Origin of the sequence: Bradyrhizobium sp. ORS 86 (assembly GCF_045571475.1) — a bacterium.
In the GTDB taxonomy this organism is placed as follows: domain Bacteria; phylum Pseudomonadota; class Alphaproteobacteria; order Rhizobiales; family Xanthobacteraceae; genus Bradyrhizobium.
Genome location: NZ_CP120699.1, coordinates 1,400,549 through 1,419,778, shown reverse-complemented (window position 1 = coordinate 1,419,778; position 19,230 = coordinate 1,400,549). Strand labels below are relative to the sequence as shown.

Here is a 19,230-nt window from a genome sequence, read left to right as displayed (position 1 = left end):
GACTCACCGATGGCAGATCGAGCAGTCCGTGAGATGTTTGTTGTCGAGATATTGATGCGCCAGGATGAGCCCCTGCTCGGCCTGGTCATCTGGAAATTTCCAGTACGGATCGAACACTTTCGATACCGGACGCATCTTCGCCGCGGGATTGCGGTGACAATCGAGGCACCAACCCATGGTGAGCGGAGCAGCCTGCCGCATCAGCGGCATGTTGGCGACGTCGCCGTGGCAGGTCGTGCAGCCGATACCCTTGGCGACATGGATCGAGTGATCGAAATAGACGTAGGCCGGCAGCCGATTCACCTTATTCCAGTGAATGGGGCGGCCCTCAGCGAGGCTCTTCCGAACCGGTGCAAGCATCGCGGCCTGCGTGTAGAGCTGGGAGTGACATGTCATGCAGGTGTGGGTTGGCGGGATGCCGGCAACAGGCGACGACTCGACACCGGTGTGGCAGTAGCGGCAATCGAGGCCGAGACCGCCGACATGATGCGCGTGGCTGAAGGGTACCGGCTGGTCGAGCGTGATCTCTTCGCCGGTCACATGCTCTGATGCAGATACCCAATAAGCGAGACCGATTGCTAGGAGCGGCACGACCACAATGGACACCAGGACGCTGCGCGCCACCGTATCCGCGAATGGTCGGAATAAGTGCGGCATGCGCGTTCTCACCGTCGCCAAGCCACCCCAATGCCTGGCGCCGAACCCCAAGGCCAAACGCGATCGGAAATCCATGGTTCCTAAGCCGGCTTTGAGCTCGCCTACGCGGGCGCTCGCCGCTTGTCCGGCCGGAATCCGTCCTTAAGCGGTTAGACTCGCTCGGATTTCTTTCGGTCGCGTCGCTCGACGAGATCGATCACAACGGCTCGATTGATCGAAGCAGTCCAGTCGGGCGCGCGCGTCCCTCCAGTCGGCCGCCGGTGCCGGCAGTACAACTGTACTTACCCTCCTCCTGGAAGGCGATGGGCCGGACGTCATCATCGGACGATGCCTCAGCTCGACCCTGCGACGCGAAAATTAATCCTGCGCCGTCGCTGGATCGCTCGCTCGGATTTGATGCACGGTTTGAGTTGCCGCTGGACGGAGAAGGACGACAGTTCACGCGGGCTGCACTTAATCGTTTTGACAGGAACATCGCAAACTCCGTGCCGTTGCTGAATGAACGAGGCCAACACGGCCATCACCGATTTCAGATGAGCAAGCTCATGGCACAGACCGTCGGCGACTTCATTGTCAATCGCTTACATGATTGGGGCGTGCGGAAGATCTTCGGTTATCCCGGTGACGGCATTAACGGCGTGTTCGGTGCGCTCAACCGGGCCAACGGCAAGATAGAGTTCATCCAGGCGCGGCATGAGGAGATGGCCGCGTTCATGGCTTCCGCCTATGCCAAGTTTAGCGGAGAGCTCGGCGTTTGTATTGCGACTTCCGGACCTGGAGCGTCTCACCTTGTTACTGGCTTGTACGATGCGCGGCTCGATCATATGCCGGTACTGGCAATCGCCGGGCAACAGGCGCGAACGGCAATCGGAGGTCATTACCAGCAGGAGGTCGATCTCCCATCCATGTTCAAGGATGTCGCCGGCGCCTTTGTGCAGCAGGCTTCGGCTCCGGCCCAGGTTCGACATCTGATTGACCGCTCGATCCGCACGGCACTCGGCGAAAGGCGGGTCACGGCGATCGTTCTTCCGAATGATTTGCAGGAGGCGGCGTACGAGGAGCCGCCACGGGCTCACGGCACGATCCATTCGGGCATCGGCTTCACCAAGCCGAGGGTTGTTCCGTACGAAGCCGACCTTCGCAAGGCGGCAGACATCCTCAACAAGGGCAAGAAGGTTGCCATCCTGGTCGGCGCAGGCGCGCTTGGCGCGACCGATGAGGTCATTGCCGTCGCCGACAAGCTCGGCGCCGGCGCCGCGAAGGCATTGCTCGGGAAGGCCGCTCTTCCCGACGACCTCCCTTGGGTCACAGGCTCAATCGGCCTGCTCGGAACCGAGCCAAGCTACGATCTGATGACCGAGTGCGACACGCTGCTGATGATCGGGTCCGGCTTTCCATATTCCGAGTTCCTCCCCAAGGAAGGACAGGCCCGCGGCGTGCAGATCGACATCGCGCCGGACATGCTGTCGTTGCGCTATCCGATGGAGGTCAACCTTGTCGGCGACGCCGCCGAAACCTTGACGGCGCTGTTGCCGCTTCTTCGCGACAAGGGTGACGGGGCATGGCGCAAACGGATTGCGTCCAACCTCAAGGACTGGTGGAAGACGCTTGAAGGTCGCGCCATGCAACCGGCCAAACCGGTCAATCCGCAGCGCATCACCTGGGAGCTGTCGCCGCGCCTGCCGGATCGCGTGATCCTGACAAGCGATTCCGGATCGTGCGCCAACTGGTACGCCCGCGATCTCAAAGTCAGACGCGGGATGATGGCATCCCTTTCGGGCGGTCTGGCCTCCATGGGAGCCGCCGTTCCATATGCAATCGCGGCCAAGTTCGCCCATCCGGACCGACCCGTCATCGCACTGGTCGGGGATGGTGCCATGCAGATGAACAACATGGCCGAACTCATCACGATCGCGCAGTACTGGAAGAAGTGGAGCGACCATCGCTGCATCGTCTGCGTGCTGAACAACGAGGACCTCAATCAGGTAACGTGGGAGCAGCGCGTCATGGAAGGCGATCCCAAATTCAATGCCTCACAACAGATCCCCAACGTGCCGTATCATCGTTTTGCCGAGCTGATCGGTCTGAAGGGGCTCTTCGTCGATCATCCTGACCAGCTTGGCTCCGCCTGGGACGAAGCTTTGGCCGCTGACCGGCCGGTGGTTCTCGAGGTCAAGACGGATCCCGAGGTGCCGCCGCTGCCGCCACACATCACGCTGAAGCAAGCCAAAAAGTTCAGCGAAAGCCTGATCAAGGGAGACCCTCGCGAAGCGCGCGTCATCAAGGGAACCGCGCGCCAGGTTCTGGAATCCATCCTGCCGGGCGGTGGAGACCGTGGCAATGACTGAACGGAACGGCGGAGCGACAATCGGCAAGATCGACGGCGCGGCCTATCGCATCCCGACAGACCGGCCCGAGGCGGATGGTACGCTCGCATGGACCTCGACGACTCTTATCGTCGCCTACGTCAGTGCTGGAAAAAGGCGTGGGCTCGGCTTGACCTATGGCGACGCCTCGGTCGTGGCCGTGATCAAGGAACTGCTGGCGCCCGCCATCACCGATCGCGACTGCTTCGATATTGCAGGCTGCTGGGCCGCGATGCAGCGCGCCGTCCGCAACGTTGGACGGTCCGGCATCGCGAGCTGCGCGATTTCGGCGATCGATCTCGCGCTTTGGGATTTGAAGGCACAACTGCTTGCCGTTCCGCTGGCAAAGCTGCTCGGCTGTTGCCGCGACACTGTGCCAGTCTACGGCAGCGGCGGTTTCACCTCCTATTCGAACGAGGAATTGGGCGAGCAACTTGGACGCTGGGCGAAAGTCGACGGCTGCCGTTTTGTCAAGATGAAGATCGGCAGTGACCCGGAGCTTGATCCGAAGCGTGCAGAATTCGCGTGGCAGGCGATTGGCGACTGTCAATTATTCGTCGATGCCAATGGCGCGTTCGACGTCAAGCAGGCATTGCGCTTCGCGGCCCTGACGGAAGACCTGGGCATTCGCTGGTTCGAAGAACCCGTCTCGTCCGACGATTCAGCGGGCTTGCACGCCGTTCGCAGCCGGACGCCGGCTGGATTGGAAGTAGCGGCCGGCGAGTATGTCTTCACGCTCGACGACGCCCGTCACCTCCTGTCGGAGGACGCAGTTGATGTGCTACAGGCCGACGTTACGCGCTGTGGCGGCATCACCGGCTTCCTGAAAATAGCTGCGCTGGCCGAGGCCAAGCACATTGACATCTCGGCGCACTGCGCGCCGTCCATGCATCGCCATCTCGCTTGCGCCGTTCCGGGATTGCGTCACATCGAATGGTTTCACGACCATGTTCGCATCGAGCAGATGCTGTTCGATGGCGCACCGGCCCTTCGCGACGGCGACATCGCGCCTGATCTGTCGCGCTTCGGTCACGGACTTGGCTTCAAGGCCGTGGATGCCGCACCCTACCATACGTCAGGGGAGGCGCTGGCATGAGACGCGTGCCGGCGGTCGATGCGCAGCGCACAGCGCTCGCCTCGCTGCAGGCGACCGCGACTAGCTTGAACAAGAAATATGCGCCAAGAGCTCCGGCTCGGACGCCCGATCGCGAATGGCGCAGCAACATCGGACGTAAGCTCGACCTCAGCTCTGCCCTGCTCTCACTTTCAGTGTTGGTGGACAGCGGACTGGATCACTATCGAGGCTCCTTCCAGAACCGCTGGATGTATCTTCCGCTGGGGGTCTCGGCCGCCGCTCTGGCCGCAAGCCTGCTCGGGATCCTGGATGCGCGAGGCAAATCTCGCGTGGCTCGCGACGGCCTCTATGGCCTCGCCGCGCTGACCGGAGCAGCCGGGCTCGGTTTCCACGGATACAACATCATGAAAAGGCCGGGCGGTCTGTCATGGCTCAACCTGTTCTATGCAGCGCCTGTCGGCGCGCCTGCGGCTTTATTGCTTGCTGGAATACTCGGCCGCGGCGCGGAGAGAGTGAGAGGCGATGAGGCCTCCACAATTCTGGGATATCCGGCGGGCGAAGTTCTGGGCATCGTAGCTTCCGCAGGCCTGGCCGGAACGGTCGCGGAAGCAGGCTTGCTGCACTTCCGTGGCGCCTTCCAGAACCCCGGCATGTTTCTGCCCGTTGCCGTGCCACCCGCTGCCGCTGGCCTTCTCACCACCACGCTGTTCCGTCCCGGCAACATATTGCGGCGGGCGGCGAAGCTTGGCCTCAGATTGACGGCACTGCTGGGTTTTGCCGGGGTCGGATTTCACGCCTACGGCGTTTCCCGCAACATGGGTGGCTGGCGCAATTGGAGCCAGAACATTCTCAACGGTCCGCCCTTGCCTGCTCCGCCATCGTTCGCAGGATTGGCACTAGCGGGGCTTGCCGCCCTGGCATTGGTTGAAAGAAATGGGAAAGCTAGCTCTCATGACTGAGCGCTATCCGGGCTACAATGTTCTTAACAAGCGCAACTCAGTATCATGGAATGACCAGACCCGCGCGGTGATTGATGCGCGCTGCGGCCTCGATCCCGAATTCCACCGGTTCTGCGACGAAGCTGAGTGGAAGACGCTCCGCTCGCTGTGCGAGCAAATCATCCCCCAACCGGCTGATCGTGCCGTCAAGGCGCCACTCGCGGCGATGATCGACCAGAAGCTCTACAGCGGCAAGGGCGACGGCTATCGCGATGCCCGGCTGCCCGAGCAGGACAAGGCCTGGCGATTGGGATTGGCTGCCATTGACGCCGAAGCCATGGCGGCGTGCGAAAAGCCATTCTGCGATTTGAGTCATGACCAGCAGCATTGGCTGTTGGGCAAAATCCAGCGCGGACAAGTATCAAGCGACGCCTGGGAGGATATGCCGGCAGCGATCTTCTTTGCCAAGCGGATGCTGCACGACATCGTTAGCGCCTACTACGCGCACCCGGCGTCATGGAATGAAATCGGCTTTGGCGGACCGGCAAGCCCCCGCGGCTACGTACGCATGAACTTCGATCGCCGCGACCCCTGGGAAGCTGCCGAGGCATCACCCGGCCGGGAAGATCAGGCGCGCCGGGAGAATGAACGTGTGGGATGAGACCTCGCCGAGAGCCTTGAACGGACGCGCACCTGATGTCTTCAGGCCGGGCGCCTGGGTTCCGATGCGCGAATATCCGGAGGATGAGGCGGTCGACTTCGCTATCGTCGGTACGGGCGCGGGAGGTGGAACGCTTGCCTGCAAGCTCGCGGAGTATGGCTTCTCCGTCGTCGCGCTCGACGCGGGCCCCTACTGGCGCCCGCTCGAGGATTTCGCCTCCGACGAGATGCATCAGTCGAAGCTCTATTGGACCGACAGGCGAATCGTCGACGGCGACAATCCGCTTCAGCTCGGCGCCAACAATTCGGGAAAGAGCGTCGGCGGATCGACCGTTCACTTCGCCATGGTATCGCTTCGGTTTCGGCCCGAATGGTTCAAATCGCGCAGCCAGCTTGGCTATGGCGTCGACTGGCCGATCGATTGGCGCGAAATGTGGGACTACTACTCCGAGGTAGAACAGGTTCTAAAGATTTCCGGACCGCTTCATTATCCCTGGGGGCCAAAGCGTCCGCGCTATCCGTATCGTCCGCACGAGCTGAACGCAGCCGCCCTGGTCCTTGCCGAAGGCGCCGAAGCACTTGGCATCGATTGGACGCCGACGCCGCTGGCCACGCTTTCCGCCCCCCGCGGGCTTGCTCATCCGTGCGTCTATCGGGGGATGTGCGTGATCGGCTGCTCCACAAATGCCAAGCAGAGCGTGCTGCTGACCTGGCTGCCGCGTGCGCTCAAAGCCGGCGCCGAGATTCGCGACCTTGCGATGGTGGGGTCGATCGAGCACGACCGCACCGGGCTCGCGACCGGCGTCCACTATCTGCGCGCGGGCCGTTGGCGCTTCCAGAGAGCAAAGAATGTCGTGGTCGCCGGCTACGCAATCGAGACACCGCGCCTGCTGCTCAACTCGGCCAGCGGAAAGTTCCCGGATGGGTTAGCCAATTCCTCCGGGCTGCTCGGCAAGAACCTGATGGTTCAGTCCAATCAGGCGGTGTGGGGCGTGATGGACCAGGAAATCCGCTCTTACAAAGGGCCGCCTTCGCTCGCGATCACAGAGCACTGGAATTACACGGACAAGGGCAAGGACTTCCACGGCGGCTATTGCTACATGAGCCAAGGCCCGCTGCCAATCGTGTGGGGCACGACGCAGGCCAGCAAGCGCGGACTGTGGGGGCAGGCGCTGCTCGACGCCATGGAGAACTACAACCATCAGGTCGGTCTCAAGATTGTCGGCGAGACACTGCCCCAGGAGCGCAACCGCGTGACCCTCTCCGACGAGCTCGATCAAAACGGGCTGCGCATCCCACGTGTCACCTATTCCTTTTGCGACAATGACAAGCGCCTGATCGCGCATTCGCTCAAGTTCATGCGTCGGGCGCTGGAAGCAGTGGATGTCCACGATATATGGGATGAGGACGACGACACCTGTCATCTCAATGGAACCGCCCGGATGGGCGATGATCCCGCGAGCAGCGTCGTCAATGCCGATTGCCGCTGCTGGGACATCCCCAATTTATGGATCTGCGACGGCTCGGTATTTCCGACCGTCGGCGGGGTCAATCCCTCGCTGACCATACAGGCGATTGCCTGCCGCACGGCTGACCGGATCAGAGCGATGAGCCGGCGCGGCGAACTGGCGGGGCTCTGACCACTATAGCTTTCATTACTTTGACGAGCGGCGCCTGCCGGCAGCAGCTCCAGCCGCGAAAAGCAACGTCGCGCCAATGACGACAGAGGCAGCCCGCGCCAACCACCCCACCACCAGTGGCGCATGGTGCGACGCTCCTGTGCTGAACGAGCCCCGGGTCCGATGCAACGCCGTGACCGGGTGATCCAGGTTGTCGTCGCGACCGATGGAGAGCGGAGTGCCGGTCTGCTGACCCGCCACGGCCTTACGCGCCAGGTAGTGGTCGAGATACGCAGGAACGATGCTGTTGCCGAGGATCGTGAGGATCGTTTGCAGGCCAAGCCAATATTCGCGTGACGATCCTTCGGCCACGCGAAACACCGCGTCGGCAACCGCTTCCGGCTCGAGAGGCGCTCCCATCGGCCGTGGCGTGCGCGGAATGTGCGCCCGCGCCCAGTCGAATTGCGGTGTGTTGACCGCCGGCAGCTCGATGATACTCACGGTCACGGGTGATCTTTCGTGGAACAGCTCCGCACGGAGCGAGTCGGTGAATCCGCGCATCGCGTGCTTGGCACCACAGTAGGCCGCTTGCAGGGGAATGCCGCGATAGGCCAACGCGGATCCGATCTGGATGATGCGACCTCGCCGGCGCGGCCGCATCGATCGCAGCGCTGCCATGGTGCCATGCACGAAGCCGAGATAGGTGACCTCTGTCACTCGCCGGAATTCCGCTGGATCAATGTCGGCCACCGTTGAGAACACGGTTTCCATGGCGTCGTTGATCCATATATCCATGAAGCCGAGCCGCCGCTCGAGTTGATCGGCAGCGGCGAACACCGCCGCAGCATCGGATACGTCCACCGCTACCCATTCCACAGCCTTGGCGCCGGATCGCAGCAATTCGCGCTGGACGTCCTCCAGTGCAGCCGGGTCTCGCGCGATCAGGCCGACTCGATCGCCCGCCCGCGCGAAACGACCCGCGATGGCGCGACCAATCCCGGCGGAAGCGCCGGTGATGATAACGGTTCGGGCGGGACGATTCACTTGATACACCCGGAGCTAAATGGGGTCGCGTTCACGTGCCCTGATCGACTTGCGGACCATAGCCGCGCGCGACAAAACGGAGTGAAGGCTGGACTCGCACATAGGGGCCTCTTTCGGATGCTGATGCCGTCCGCTTCAATCGCCTAACCTCCTGCCTGCGCGCGTTGTTCCTAACAGGGGCTTCGTACGTCTGGCACCGAACTGCTCGCGTCGCCACATCACGAACCCACCGGCCCTTGCCAGAATGCGCGCCGTCGCATTTGCTGTTAGGGTCAAGCAGATTCAGGATCAGGGAACGCCATGGCCCGACGAACTGGCAGTGCCGACCTTCCGCTCCACGGCGGACGTGTGCCACTTTGGCTCGCTGAACGTATGGCGGCGCTGGGCGCGATCATCACGCAAGCCATCGTCCATCACTACGGACGGGACGCATTCCTGCAACGGCTCTCGCATCCGTTCTGGTTCCAATCATTCGGTGCGGTCATGGGTATGGACTGGCACTCCTCCGGCATCACCACCAGCGTCATCGGCGCGCTCAAGCGCGGTCTGGCGCCGATGCAGGACGAACTGGGAATCTATGTGTGCGGTGGGCGCGGCAGGCATTCGCGGCGTACCCCGGAAGAGCTATCGGCGCTTGGCGAACGTATCGGCTTCGACGGCGCTGCCCTGACCCGCGCCAGCCGGCTGGTGGCCAAGGTCGACGGCGCGGCGGTCCAGGACGGGTTCGAGCTGTACCTCCACGGCTTCTTCGTCAGCAGGGATGGCAGGTGGACCGTGGTCCAGCAAGGCATGAACGACCGCAAACGGCAGGCGCGACGCTATCATTGGCATTCCGAGGGGTTGCGCGATTTTGTCGATGAACCGCACAGTGCGATCGATGGTCCCTCGCAGGGCGAGATCGTCAACCTCACCGATCGCCGCGCCGAAGCCTCGCGCCAGGCGCAGCTCGACCTGCTCGCTGCGCTCGGGCCGGACGGCATCGCGCACCAATATGCCAAGCTGACGGACAGGGCCCCGCCACAAGCGGACCTGCTACACCTGATCATGCCGTCCCATCATGATGTCCGACCAAGCGATGTTTTCATCCGGCGCCTGCACGGCACGCTGGCCGCCGCCGCGGATCGCGGTCCGTTGGACTTCCCCGATCTGTTGCTGATGCCTGGTGTCGGCGCGCGCACCGTGGAATCCTTGGCCATGGTGGCCGAAGTCGTCCATGGCACGCCTTATCGGTTTCGGGACCCGGCGCGCTTCTCGCTCGCCCACGGTGGCAAGGACCGCCATCCTTTTCCCGTGCCCATCAAGATCTACGACGAGACCATTCGGGTGCTGAAATCGGCTGTGCAGCAGGCAAAGCTCGGCCGCGACGAGCAGATCGAGGCGCTCAAGCGGCTTGACGAGCAGGCGCGCAGGCTGGAGCGGGCGGCAAGCGGGCCGTCATTCGATGCTTTTGTGGCGACCGAACGCGCCCGTTCCCCAACCCTCGATGGCCGGTCCATATTTGGTTGGGAGGCTGACCTTGCCGGGCGCGACCGGACCGCCAAGTCGTAGAGGATGCCTGATGCCACGATCCGTGTTGAGAGTATGGCGCGCGTTCTGATTGGTACATCCGGCTGGCACTATGCCTCCTGGCGCGGTCCGTTCTTCCCGGAGGGATTGCCGCTGAATCGCCAGCTCGACTATTACGCGGGCCAGTTCCGCACGACGGAGCTGAACGGCGTCTTCTATCGCACTCCCACGGAAAAGGCGGTTGCAGGCTGGCGCGATGCGACCGATCCCGAGTTCGTCTTTGCCTGGAAGGCCTCGAAATTCATCACCCACTGGAAGCGACTGTCCGAGACCTCGGTCAACAGCCTCGAACTGCTGGAGGATCGGCTGTCACTGCTCCGTAGCAAGGCCGGGCCCGTCCTGTTTCAACTGCCGCCGAACTTCACCATCGATGCTGATCGTCTTGCGGGGTTTCTCAAACTTCTGAAGCGCCGCCGGCGCTATGCCTTCGAATTCCGCCATCCGAGCTGGTACGAACCGCGAATCCTGAAGCTTCTGGCCGCGAGCAATATCGCCCTCTGCATTTCCGATCATCACGACGCACCGGCTCCCTGGAAGCGCACCGCCGATTTTGTCTATGTCCGCGGCCACGGCCCGAGCGGCCGGTACAGTGGCCACTACCGGCCAGCGCAGCTTGCTGACTGGGCGAAGCATATACGCGCCTGGAGCAGGCGCGGGCACGACGTCTACGTCTATTTCGACAATGATCAAAAGAGCGCGGCACCAGCAGATGCCAATCGGCTTTGCGAGTTCCTTGAGCCGGAGGCTCACCGATCCCGGAAATAGGAACCAACGTTCCACGGCTGCATTGGGTGCTCTGGAAGGGAGCCGATGCGATGTCGTCTGCTGTGCCGGAAACGATCAACGCGGTAACGACCGATGACCGCGGCGCGATCGCCCACCTCCGATCATCCGGCACGTCGGTTCGGACTGCAGCCGCAGGCCCTGCGTAGGCGCGAGGCGGAACGTGCCGCTTCACCCGACTTGGTCCGACATCGCCGTCCGCCTCGCTCTGACAATTTTGGCCGGCATGATCCTAGGCTTTGACCGTGGCGCGCGCGGACGTGCGGCGGGCTTGCGGACCACGATCCTGGTCGGACTCGCCGCCTCGCTGTCGATGATTCAGGCCAATCTTCTGCTGACCGTCGACGGAAAGGGTTCAACGTCCTTCATCCAGATGGACCTGATGCGGCTTCCGCTCGGTATCCTGACGGGCGTCGGATTCATCGGCGGCGGCACGATCCTCAAGAAGGGCGATCTCGTAACCGGCGTGACGACGGCCGCCACGCTCTGGCTGATCACGGTCATCGGTCTGTGTCTCGGCGGTGGTCAGCTCGTCCTTGGTTGCGTCGGAACCGCCATTGGCGTCGTTACGCTTTCGGTCCTCAAATGGGTCGATGTCAGAATTCCCCGGCTCCACCGCGCTACCTTGACGATCGGTGGTGCGGCCGATGTCAGCGTGATCGAGGCGCTGCCGACGCTGATCGAACCGCTACATTACCATGCGCGGTTTCAGGAACGGCGAGGCAGCGGCACCTCGACGGACGTAGAGTATGCGTTCGAGGTATATTGGCGACGTCCCGAGAATTCTCGGCCGCCGGTCGACCTTCTGCGCCTGCTGGAGCAGCACTACGTCATCAAATCCTTCGATCTGACCACACAGAACGCCGGACAAACTTAGGAACGGAGCTCGGGGCGGTATCGTTAGGCGGTTGAAGCAACCAGCCAACGGAAGGGCCGATCATGAAGGTTTCCGATGCTATGACACGAGACGTTCAGCTATGCACCCCCGACAACACGCTCCGCGATGCTGCGGAAGCGATGGGAGCGCTCGCCGTCGGCCTGCTGCCTGTTACCGACAACGACCGTCTCATCGGAATGATCTCGGATCGTGACATCGCGGTACGTGGCGTCGGGATGGGACGCGGCCCGGACACGCGGGTCGGCGACATCATGACCGCCGACGTGAAGTACTGCTTCGAGGACGAGGACATCGAGCAGATCGCGCAAAATATGGGCGCTATACAGGTGCGCCGCCTTCCCGTCCTCAGCCGCGACAAGCGGCTCGTCGGTATCATCGCGCTCGGCGACATCGCGCAGGCGAAAGGGAACAACGGCGCCGGCATGGCGCTGAGCCAAATCTCGCGACCGACCGCACAGCATGCGCAGCTCTAGATATCCGGGATGAAGAACGATCTCGTGCTCCGCGGAGCTCGGCCTCGCGGGGCACGAACATATGGATTGGGAGCAGTGGCTGACTATGTGCCCTGGATGTTGATTGCCGGCGGGATCGTGGCGTTGGTCGTCACGTTGCTGCTTTGGCGTGCCAACTACGTCAGCTCCGATTAGATTAGAGATTAGAAGATGCACCACCCCGCTCGCCCTGTCAGGCGCGGGTCAGCCGCTCTTCTCGGCACTATCGATGCTTTCACGGTGAATCTCGCGCTCGTTGTCGTCGGTCACCGAGACGAAATAACCTCCACCGAGAAATTCCTTTCGCTCCTCGGCAAGATCGATGGCGAGGCGTTTTGCCACCGCGAGGGCCTGATCGCGGTCGGCGACTGGGTGGCCCGTCGAGCCGACCACGCCGTCGTCACGTACGATATGAAAGTGAAATGGTGACATCTATTCTCTTCATTCCCCGCCCTTCAGTATTCCCGCATTCAGTGCGTGTTCGATTCATGCCATTTTTCCAGATCGGGCGCGTGCGCCCCGGAACGCTGCTCCTTTTCCGGGTTGCCCCTCCAGGGCGTGTCGGTTTGCGCATGAGATCCCCAATCGCTGAGGCGGCCGGGATCATGCGTCGTCGGCTTTGAAGACTCTCGGTTCATTTGCGATCTCCTCGAGAACAGAAGCGCGAAATCCCACTCTGTTCCCGACAAAGATGTGTCAGGGACCGCCCGCGACCGCGCCCGCGATCACCATCACAAGCGCGTCCAGATCGATCGCGCCCGCCACGGAGAGCTCCTGCGCATTCTGCACGCGGAGAACGTCCGGCCGATCCGCCGCCTGACGCATCAACTCACCGACGATGGCTTCCTTTAGTTTCTCCTCAAGCATCCGCCTCTCCTACGTCTAGACCTCGTCCCGGCCATGGACTTGCGCCGGCGGCGACGTGGCCTCGATCGCGGTGAAGGGTTCCAGGATGCGATAGCTATGCTCAGATTTGGCGGGCACCAGCCAGGAATCTCCCTTCTGCAGCCGAATTGTCTGTCCCTCGAGAGTGAGCTCTGCCCGACCCGCAATGACGTATCCGACCGTTTCGTAGTCCCGCTGCTCGGGATCACTCTGCTGCGGTTGCTCGTTGTCCCAGAGCCGCATCGCGACACGCTTGCCGGATACGAGATAGGTCTGTCCCATAGCTCCCTTGGGAGCCGTCGCTTGAGCGACTTTCTTGATGGTACTGTCGTGCATGATGTTCTCCAAGTCGATACTCCGGACCCGGTGTTAGCTGGCCATCTTCCGGCAGACCTCCGCACAGGCTTTGCACATTGCGACGCACTCATCCATGCCGCCAACCCGTTCGCAATCCGCGGCGCACTCGGCGCAGATTTCCGCGCATTCGCGGCACGTATGCTTGTGGTGTGGCGTATTGATCAGCATGAAGTGCGCCGCGGTCCGGCACATCTCGGCGCACGCCATCATCAGGCGGAAATGCACGGGTTCGATATGTTTGCCGCCGGTGACGAGGCAATGGTCCATTGCCGTGCCAAGACAAGTCTTGTAGCACGCGAGGCAGCTTTCGATGCAGCGGTTCATCTCTTCCGAGAATGACATAGCGATCCCTCAGACCGCGCTGCGTTGGGTATGACGTCCTTCCTTGATCTCCTCGATGATCTTGGCGCTGAAGGCTTCAAGATCGCCGGGATTTCGCGAGGTGACCACGCCTTGATCGACGACGACCTCGGCGTCCTGCCACTTCGCGCCGGCGTTCTCCATGTCGGTCTTGATCGACCTGTACGAGGTCATCTTGCGGCCCTTGGCGATGCCTGTCTCGATCAGCAGCCACGGTCCATGGCAGACCGCAGCGACGGTTTTCTTGGCCTCGAAGATATCCTTGATGAACTTCAGGGCTTTGGCCTCGACGCGCAGGAGGTCCGGATTGATCTGTCCGCCGGGGAGGACCACCGCGTCGTAATCAGTGGCCGCGGCTTGATCCAGCGTCTTGTCCACCTGGACCGGACGGCCCCAATCCTTCTTGTCCCATCCCTTGATCTCGCCCGAAGCGAGCGAGACGACGTCGACCGCCGCGCCGGCCTTCTTCAGACGGTCGCGTGGCACTTCAAGTTCCGATTGTTCGAAGCCATGCGTCGCGAGGATCGCGATCTTCTTGCCATTCAGGTCCATGAGCTGCTCCGTTGGCGCTTGCTTGATGGTTCCGGATCGGCGGCCCGTGGGTTGAACCGACAGCGCCTGCCGAAGATCCGGCGCGACGTACGCCACGGCTATTTGGCTTGTCCTGCCGCGGCGGGCTTCCGCCCTGCTAAAACCTGCGGTGCCGGCGACGCGTGATCGGACGCGCGCGTATTTGGGTCGATGAGCCGATCGCGCTGATCCGGACCATTGGGCTTAAGCCCGCGCCATTTGCTTGGTTCCTATCGGCCGCGGAGTCCTGCTCTCATCGGCCTAGCCTAAGCGTAATGCGCGTGGCCCGGAGCGACATCAACGCCTCGCGCGGACGAAGCCGCGTCATCCGCCCACCAGCCGCGGGTAGAACAAGGTTTCTTCCGCCGTCGGATCCAGTGATCGCGCCAGCACCGTGTTCCCGCTCGGTCTCCGCGTCGCCGCCGTATAGCCATCCGAGATCAACTGCTTGAAGCGGGCCTCTGCCCCGGCCAATTGCTCGCGGTCCCCAGCATCGAAGTGGTGACGGGTGTCGCCGCTGTGATCCATGACTAAAAGCGTTGCCATCGCGGTCTCCTTCTGCCGTGACAATCGCAACCTAACCCAAGGTTCCTGCTCGTGCGTAACCTCGGAGCTCTCGCGACGAGCCGTTACGATCTGGCCCGGAGCGCCTGCCACGGAAGCGCGCTCAAGCATCGAGAACAGCGTTTTCGTGCATTAGCTCTGCCGGACCGATCGAGCGGCCGGGCGGCCGGGCCCTTCTGCCCTTACGCGCACCGGAATCGATTTCGCGGCGGGTGTCTTCGCTTTCTTCTCGTGATGCCAGAGCGGCAGCAGCGGATTGCACTCAGGATAATAACCGGCCGCGCACCCTTCCGGGATATTGTAGGCGACCACACGCAGCCCCTGGACCTCCCGCGCTACGCCATCGTCGACCGCTGTCGACAGCGTCACCATGCTCCCCTCGGCCAGTGCGAGCCGATTGATGTCATTGCGGTGCATCAACACGACGCGACGCGACCCATAGATGCCACGAAAGCGATCGTCGTAGCTGTAAATCGTCGTGTTGAACTGACCGTTGCTGCGCAGTGTGATGAGTTGCACCACATCTTGATCGCGCGCTTCCGCGCCAGGATCGCTCGCCAGTGAGGACGGCACGATGAAGTTCGCTTTGCCGGTGGCCGTCTTCCACTGCCGATGACGTGCGCCGAGCGGGCGGTGAAAGCCGCCCGGTTGCCAAAGCCGCGCATTGAAATCGTGAAAGATGTCGGGATACGTCGCCGCAATCGCATCGCGTATCCGGCTATAGTCCGCAACCCAATCGTCCCAGGGAATGGTCGAGCGACCCGGCGCCGCGGCCTTAGCCAATTCCGCGATGATCTTCGGTTCGGACAACAGGTGTGCGCTGGCGGCCGGCACTTGCCCCCGCGATCCGTGCATGCAACCGGTGGAATCCTCCATGGACACCGCCTGTCGCCCGCTCGCTTGCTCATCGAACTCGATGCGTCCGAGACATGGCAAGATGTAAGAGACATCGCCGTGGACCAGCGCGGAGCGATTGAGCTTGGTCAGGATGTTGACGGTCAGACGCAGCTTGCGCCACGCTGGCTCGACCAGGCGGTGCTCCGGAACGGAGCGCACGAGGTTGCCGCCAAGCAGAACCATCGCACGCACCGAACCATCAATGATTTTCGCGCAAGCTTCGACCGTCGTCAGGCCCTTGCCTTCGGGCACGTCGATTCCGAACAGCTCCTTGATCTTGTCTGCCGGCACCATCTCCGGCTTTTCCGTGATGCCGACCGTCCGCTGCCCCTGCACGTTGGAGTGGCCGCGCACCGGGCAGATGCCGGCGCCGGGCCTGCCGATATTGCCCCGCATCAGCGCCAGATCGACCACGGTCTGCACGGTTTCGACGCCTCGCTCGTGCTGCGTCAAGCCCATGCCGTAGATGAACATGGCGGATTTCGCCTGCGCGTAGACCGCAGCGGCAACCTCCAGCGCATCCCGACTTAATCCCGATCGCTGCTCGATCTCGGACCATTCGCAGCGATTGACCGACGAAGCAAACTCGTCCCAGCCGTGCGTATGCTCGCGGACAAAGGCCCAATCGATCACGTGAGCGCCTCGATCAGCCCGCGCTTCGCGCGCGAGCAGTGCCTTCGCGATTCCCATCATCGCCGCGGTATCGCCGCCGCTCTTGATCTGATGATACTGCGAACTGATGCGGGTCGGCATATCCGCCAGCATCTCGCCGGGTGCCTGCGGATTGACGAACTGCTCGAGCCCGCGCTCCCGCAGCGGATTGAACGTGACGATCGGCACACCGCGGCGCGCCGCTTCCTGCAGTTGGTGCAACATGCGCGGGCTGGACGTGCCGACATTCTGTCCAAAGAAGAAGATGCAGTCGGTCTTCTCGAAGTCGTCAAGCGTACAAGTCCCGACCGGCACGCCGATGCTTTCAGGCAGCGCGACCGAGCTCGTCTCGTGACACATGTTGGAGCTGTCGGGAAGATTGTTGGTGCCGTAGGCGCGCGCAAGCAGACCGTACATGAACGCAGCTTCCAGCGAAGCGCGGCCGGAGGTGTAGAACACGGCACGGTTCGGCTCCGGCTGAAGCGCCTGCAACTCCCGTCCGATTTCGGAAAACGCCTCTTCCCAACTTACCGGAACATATTTGTCGATCGTGGCGTCCCAGCGCATGGGATGGGTCAACCGGCCAGCGGCTTCGAGCTCGTGATCGTCCCAGCTTTCAAGCTCGGTGACCGTTCTTTCAGCGAAGAACTCAGGCGTGACGCGCTTGTGCGTGATCTCCCACGTCGTCGCCTTGGCGCCGTTTTCGCAGAACTCGAAGACGCGAGGATCGGCAGGCTTTGCCCAGGCGCAGCTCACGCACATAAAGCCGCCGGTCTTGTTTTGGCTAAGCAGCACGCGGCTGCCCCTCAACGGCACATGCTCACGGGTGAGGCTCCTCGCCAGCGAACGCACCGATCCCCACCCTCCCGACGGCCCCTCATAGGGCTCGACTTGAAGAATGCTACTCAGTTTCCGCCTGATCGCCATCGTCGTTCCTCGTCGAATGCAAGATAAAATGACGGCGCTGTAACGGCTTGACGCGCCACGCAGCGCATCACTTATGCTGCAGGCCGTGCTTTGACGGCGTAAGCCGATGGGTCTCGCGATTCCCACGCTGGCGGCCCCTGATGATGAGGGGTCGCGGATGGAGCACCGGCCCCAGAGGCGTCGTGGGGATCGCGACGCTCGTCAACCGTCGCTGGACCCGTTCGTTCCTATTCGACGGTGGAGCCGGACAAGCCGAACGGCGATCAGCGTGGCTTACAATTGAGGAATGACAAACTCGGAGGAATTGACAGACGTATGGCGGACCACGAATTTAACCTGAGGGGATTCATTTCTCAGATTCAATGAACGTGGTATGGTTCTACGGAACAACCGTGTCGCTGGGTTCCGCCAGCAGAACCTCGTGTGCGTGCGAGTGCCTGACCGCAGGCTGGCCAATCGCGCGTGCGGGCGCTGAAAGCTACAGTGATTCGATCAGCACCGTTTTGATATTGCAGAATTCGCGGATGCCGAATGCGGACAACTCCCGCCCGTAGCCGCTATTCTTGACGCCGCCGAACGCCAGCCGCGGGTCTGAACGAACGTTATCGTTCACAAAGGAGGCGCCGGCATCGAGCTCCTCCGCCGCGATACGCTCTCCTCGACCGGTATCACCGGTTATCACAGCCGATCCAAGGCCAAAACGACTGTCATTGACGATGTTGATCGCATTCGCCTCGTCCTTGGCGGAAATGACGGCGGCGACCGGTCCGAACACCTCTTCATCATGCGCGGGCTGCCCCGGCCGCACATTTGAGAGAACCGTGGCCGGATACCACGCGCCGGGTTGCTTCGGCACCTCGCCGCCGAGAAGAATCTTGGCGCCATGCTTCACGCTCTGACTGACCTGACTCGCGATCTGATCGCGCGAGCGCACGCTTTCCATCGGTCCTAGTTTGGTCTTCGGATCGTTCGGGTCTCCCATGACATAGAGACGCATCTCTTCGACAAATGCGCGCTCGAACGCTTCCCGTATGCTCTCAACCACGACAAACCGCTTGGCCGCAATGCAGCTCTGGCCGCTATTGACCATCCGTCCGCGCGCGCAGATCTTCGCGGCGGCAACCGGATCCGCATCCTCCAGGACGATGTAACCATCTGATCCGCCGAGTTCGAATACTCCCTTCTTCATGACGGCGCCCGCAGCCGCGGCGACAGACTTGCCGGCTGCGACGCTGCCGGTCAGCGTAACAGCGGCGATATGCGGGTCCTCGATCAAAGGCTTGAGGTCCTTCGACGACAGCAGCACTGTTCTGAAGATGTTGCTCGGAAATCCGGCTTCTCGAAAGATCTCCTCAAGCGCAAGCGCACAGCCCGGCACATTGGAAGCGTGTTTGAGAACACCGGCATTTCCGGCCATCAAGTGCGGAGCCGCGAATCGTATCACCTGCCAGAAGGGAAAATTCCACGGCATCACTGCAAGGATGACGCCGAGCGGATTGAACGTCACGAAAGCGCGCGGCGGAGGCTTGGGCCCGGTATGGTTAGCGCTCATATCCTGCGGGATCGGCCGCAAGAATTCTTCGGCATGTTCCGCAAAGAATTCGCAACACAAGGCGCACTTCTCGAGTTCAGCCAAACCGTCAGTAACGGTCTTCCCCATCTCGTCCGTCATCATTCTGGCATAGCGTTCGCGATTCCTGCGAATGACCTGCGCCGCGCGCTTCATCGCCTCCGAGCGCACGCCGACGGCAGCTCGCCGCCAATCGACTTGCGCCCGATGCACCTCGGCCGCTATCGACATCGCTTGATCAACGGTGTGCCCTTGATAGACGGGGCCATTTTTGCCGGTTGCCGGGTTGATGGTCTGGAATGAATGAGCCGCGGCTGCTTCCAGCGTCTTTGTCTTGGCCATGTCACGCTCC

20 protein-coding genes are annotated in these 19,230 nt (G+C 62.1%); 9 read left to right on the top strand and 11 right to left on the bottom strand.

The genetic code is table 11. The features are described 5' to 3' along the window. Positions 1–3 precede the first annotated feature (3 nt). Positions 4–657, bottom strand: a complete 654-nt coding sequence (locus P6U25_RS06560; RefSeq protein WP_407150675.1) for a cytochrome c3 family protein — start codon at positions 655–657, stop codon at positions 4–6. Between the two features lie 545 nt (positions 658–1,202). Here P6U25_RS06560 and P6U25_RS06555 point away from each other — a divergent pair. From P6U25_RS06555 to P6U25_RS06535, 5 genes are read left to right on the top strand one after another with little or no spacing between them, the layout of a single operon-like run. After that, positions 1,203–3,005, top strand: coding sequence for a thiamine pyrophosphate-requiring protein (locus P6U25_RS06555; protein WP_407152443.1), 1,803 nt, complete (start codon positions 1,203–1,205; stop codon positions 3,003–3,005). Then, a complete protein-coding gene (locus P6U25_RS06550) occupies positions 2,998–4,119 on the top strand; it encodes an enolase C-terminal domain-like protein (protein ID WP_407150673.1) in 1,122 nt (373 codons plus the stop codon). Before P6U25_RS06555 ends, P6U25_RS06550 begins: the two co-directional genes overlap by 8 nt. Next, positions 4,116–5,057, top strand: coding sequence for a hypothetical protein (locus tag P6U25_RS06545; RefSeq protein ID WP_407150672.1), 942 nt, complete (start codon positions 4,116–4,118; stop codon positions 5,055–5,057). Before P6U25_RS06550 ends, P6U25_RS06545 begins: the two co-directional genes overlap by 4 nt. Beyond that, positions 5,050–5,697 carry a gluconate 2-dehydrogenase subunit 3 family protein gene (locus P6U25_RS06540; RefSeq protein ID WP_407150671.1) on the top strand — a complete coding sequence of 216 codons (648 nt, stop codon included), beginning with the start codon at positions 5,050–5,052 and terminating at the stop codon, positions 5,695–5,697. Before P6U25_RS06545 ends, P6U25_RS06540 begins: the two co-directional genes overlap by 8 nt. After that, complete coding sequence (locus P6U25_RS06535; RefSeq protein ID WP_407150670.1) at positions 5,681–7,336, top strand: GMC family oxidoreductase; 1,656 nt, start codon at positions 5,681–5,683, stop codon at positions 7,334–7,336. The genes P6U25_RS06540 and P6U25_RS06535 overlap by 17 nt, the downstream gene beginning before the upstream one ends. A gap of 15 nt (positions 7,337–7,351) precedes the next feature. On the opposite strand, the gene P6U25_RS06530 is transcribed toward P6U25_RS06535, so the two are convergent. Beyond that, on the bottom strand, positions 7,352–8,359 hold the full coding sequence (locus P6U25_RS06530; protein ID WP_407150668.1) for an SDR family oxidoreductase: 1,008 nt from the start codon (positions 8,357–8,359) through the stop codon (positions 7,352–7,354). A 300-nt stretch (positions 8,360–8,659) separates the two neighbouring features. Here P6U25_RS06530 and P6U25_RS06525 point away from each other — a divergent pair, with 300 nt between their 5' ends. From P6U25_RS06525 to P6U25_RS06510, 4 genes are all read left to right on the top strand, one after another. Further along, positions 8,660–9,907 carry a DUF763 domain-containing protein gene (locus tag P6U25_RS06525; RefSeq protein ID WP_407150666.1) on the top strand — a complete coding sequence of 416 codons (1,248 nt, stop codon included), beginning with the start codon at positions 8,660–8,662 and terminating at the stop codon, positions 9,905–9,907. 33 nt (positions 9,908–9,940) lie between these two features. Continuing rightward, entirely contained in the window at positions 9,941–10,690 is a 750-nt protein-coding gene (locus P6U25_RS06520; protein WP_407150665.1) for a DUF72 domain-containing protein, read from the top strand. 181 nt (positions 10,691–10,871) lie between these two features. After that, positions 10,872–11,585 (top strand): MgtC/SapB family protein, encoded by a 714-nt coding sequence (locus tag P6U25_RS06515; protein ID WP_407150663.1) that lies wholly within the window; start codon positions 10,872–10,874, stop codon positions 11,583–11,585. A 62-nt stretch (positions 11,586–11,647) separates the two neighbouring features. Next, positions 11,648–12,079: a CBS domain-containing protein gene (locus tag P6U25_RS06510; RefSeq protein WP_407150662.1), complete on the top strand. Its 432-nt coding sequence runs from the start codon at positions 11,648–11,650 to the stop codon at positions 12,077–12,079. A 222-nt stretch (positions 12,080–12,301) separates the two neighbouring features. On the opposite strand, the gene P6U25_RS06505 is transcribed toward P6U25_RS06510, so the two are convergent. The 9 genes from P6U25_RS06505 to P6U25_RS06465 all read right to left on the bottom strand — a co-directional run bounded on the left by P6U25_RS06505 (position 12,302) and on the right by P6U25_RS06465 (position 19,220). After that, positions 12,302–12,529: a DUF6894 family protein gene (locus tag P6U25_RS06505; RefSeq protein ID WP_407150661.1), complete on the bottom strand. Its 228-nt coding sequence runs from the start codon at positions 12,527–12,529 to the stop codon at positions 12,302–12,304. 38 nt (positions 12,530–12,567) lie between these two features. Then, positions 12,568–12,735: a hypothetical protein gene (locus tag P6U25_RS06500; RefSeq protein ID WP_407150660.1), complete on the bottom strand. Its 168-nt coding sequence runs from the start codon at positions 12,733–12,735 to the stop codon at positions 12,568–12,570. A 58-nt stretch (positions 12,736–12,793) separates the two neighbouring features. Next, positions 12,794–12,964 carry a hypothetical protein gene (locus tag P6U25_RS06495; protein WP_407150658.1) on the bottom strand — a complete coding sequence of 57 codons (171 nt, stop codon included), beginning with the start codon at positions 12,962–12,964 and terminating at the stop codon, positions 12,794–12,796. Between the two features lie 15 nt (positions 12,965–12,979). Beyond that, a complete protein-coding gene (locus tag P6U25_RS06490; protein WP_407150657.1) occupies positions 12,980–13,318 on the bottom strand; it encodes a cupin domain-containing protein in 339 nt (112 codons plus the stop codon). Between the two features lie 33 nt (positions 13,319–13,351). Beyond that, positions 13,352–13,681 carry a four-helix bundle copper-binding protein gene (locus P6U25_RS06485; RefSeq protein ID WP_407150655.1) on the bottom strand — a complete coding sequence of 110 codons (330 nt, stop codon included), beginning with the start codon at positions 13,679–13,681 and terminating at the stop codon, positions 13,352–13,354. Positions 13,682–13,690: 9 nt separating this feature from the next. Then, positions 13,691–14,251 (bottom strand): type 1 glutamine amidotransferase domain-containing protein, encoded by a 561-nt coding sequence (locus P6U25_RS06480; protein ID WP_407150653.1) that lies wholly within the window; start codon positions 14,249–14,251, stop codon positions 13,691–13,693. A gap of 342 nt (positions 14,252–14,593) precedes the next feature. Then, positions 14,594–14,815 carry a hypothetical protein gene (locus tag P6U25_RS06475; RefSeq protein WP_407150652.1) on the bottom strand — a complete coding sequence of 74 codons (222 nt, stop codon included), beginning with the start codon at positions 14,813–14,815 and terminating at the stop codon, positions 14,594–14,596. Between the two features lie 150 nt (positions 14,816–14,965). Beyond that, positions 14,966–17,308, bottom strand: coding sequence for an FdhF/YdeP family oxidoreductase (locus P6U25_RS06470; protein ID WP_407150651.1), 2,343 nt, complete (start codon positions 17,306–17,308; stop codon positions 14,966–14,968). A 478-nt stretch (positions 17,309–17,786) separates the two neighbouring features. Next, entirely contained in the window at positions 17,787–19,220 is a 1,434-nt protein-coding gene (locus P6U25_RS06465; RefSeq protein WP_407150650.1) for an NAD-dependent succinate-semialdehyde dehydrogenase, read from the bottom strand. Between the last annotated feature and the right edge of the window lie 10 nt (positions 19,221–19,230).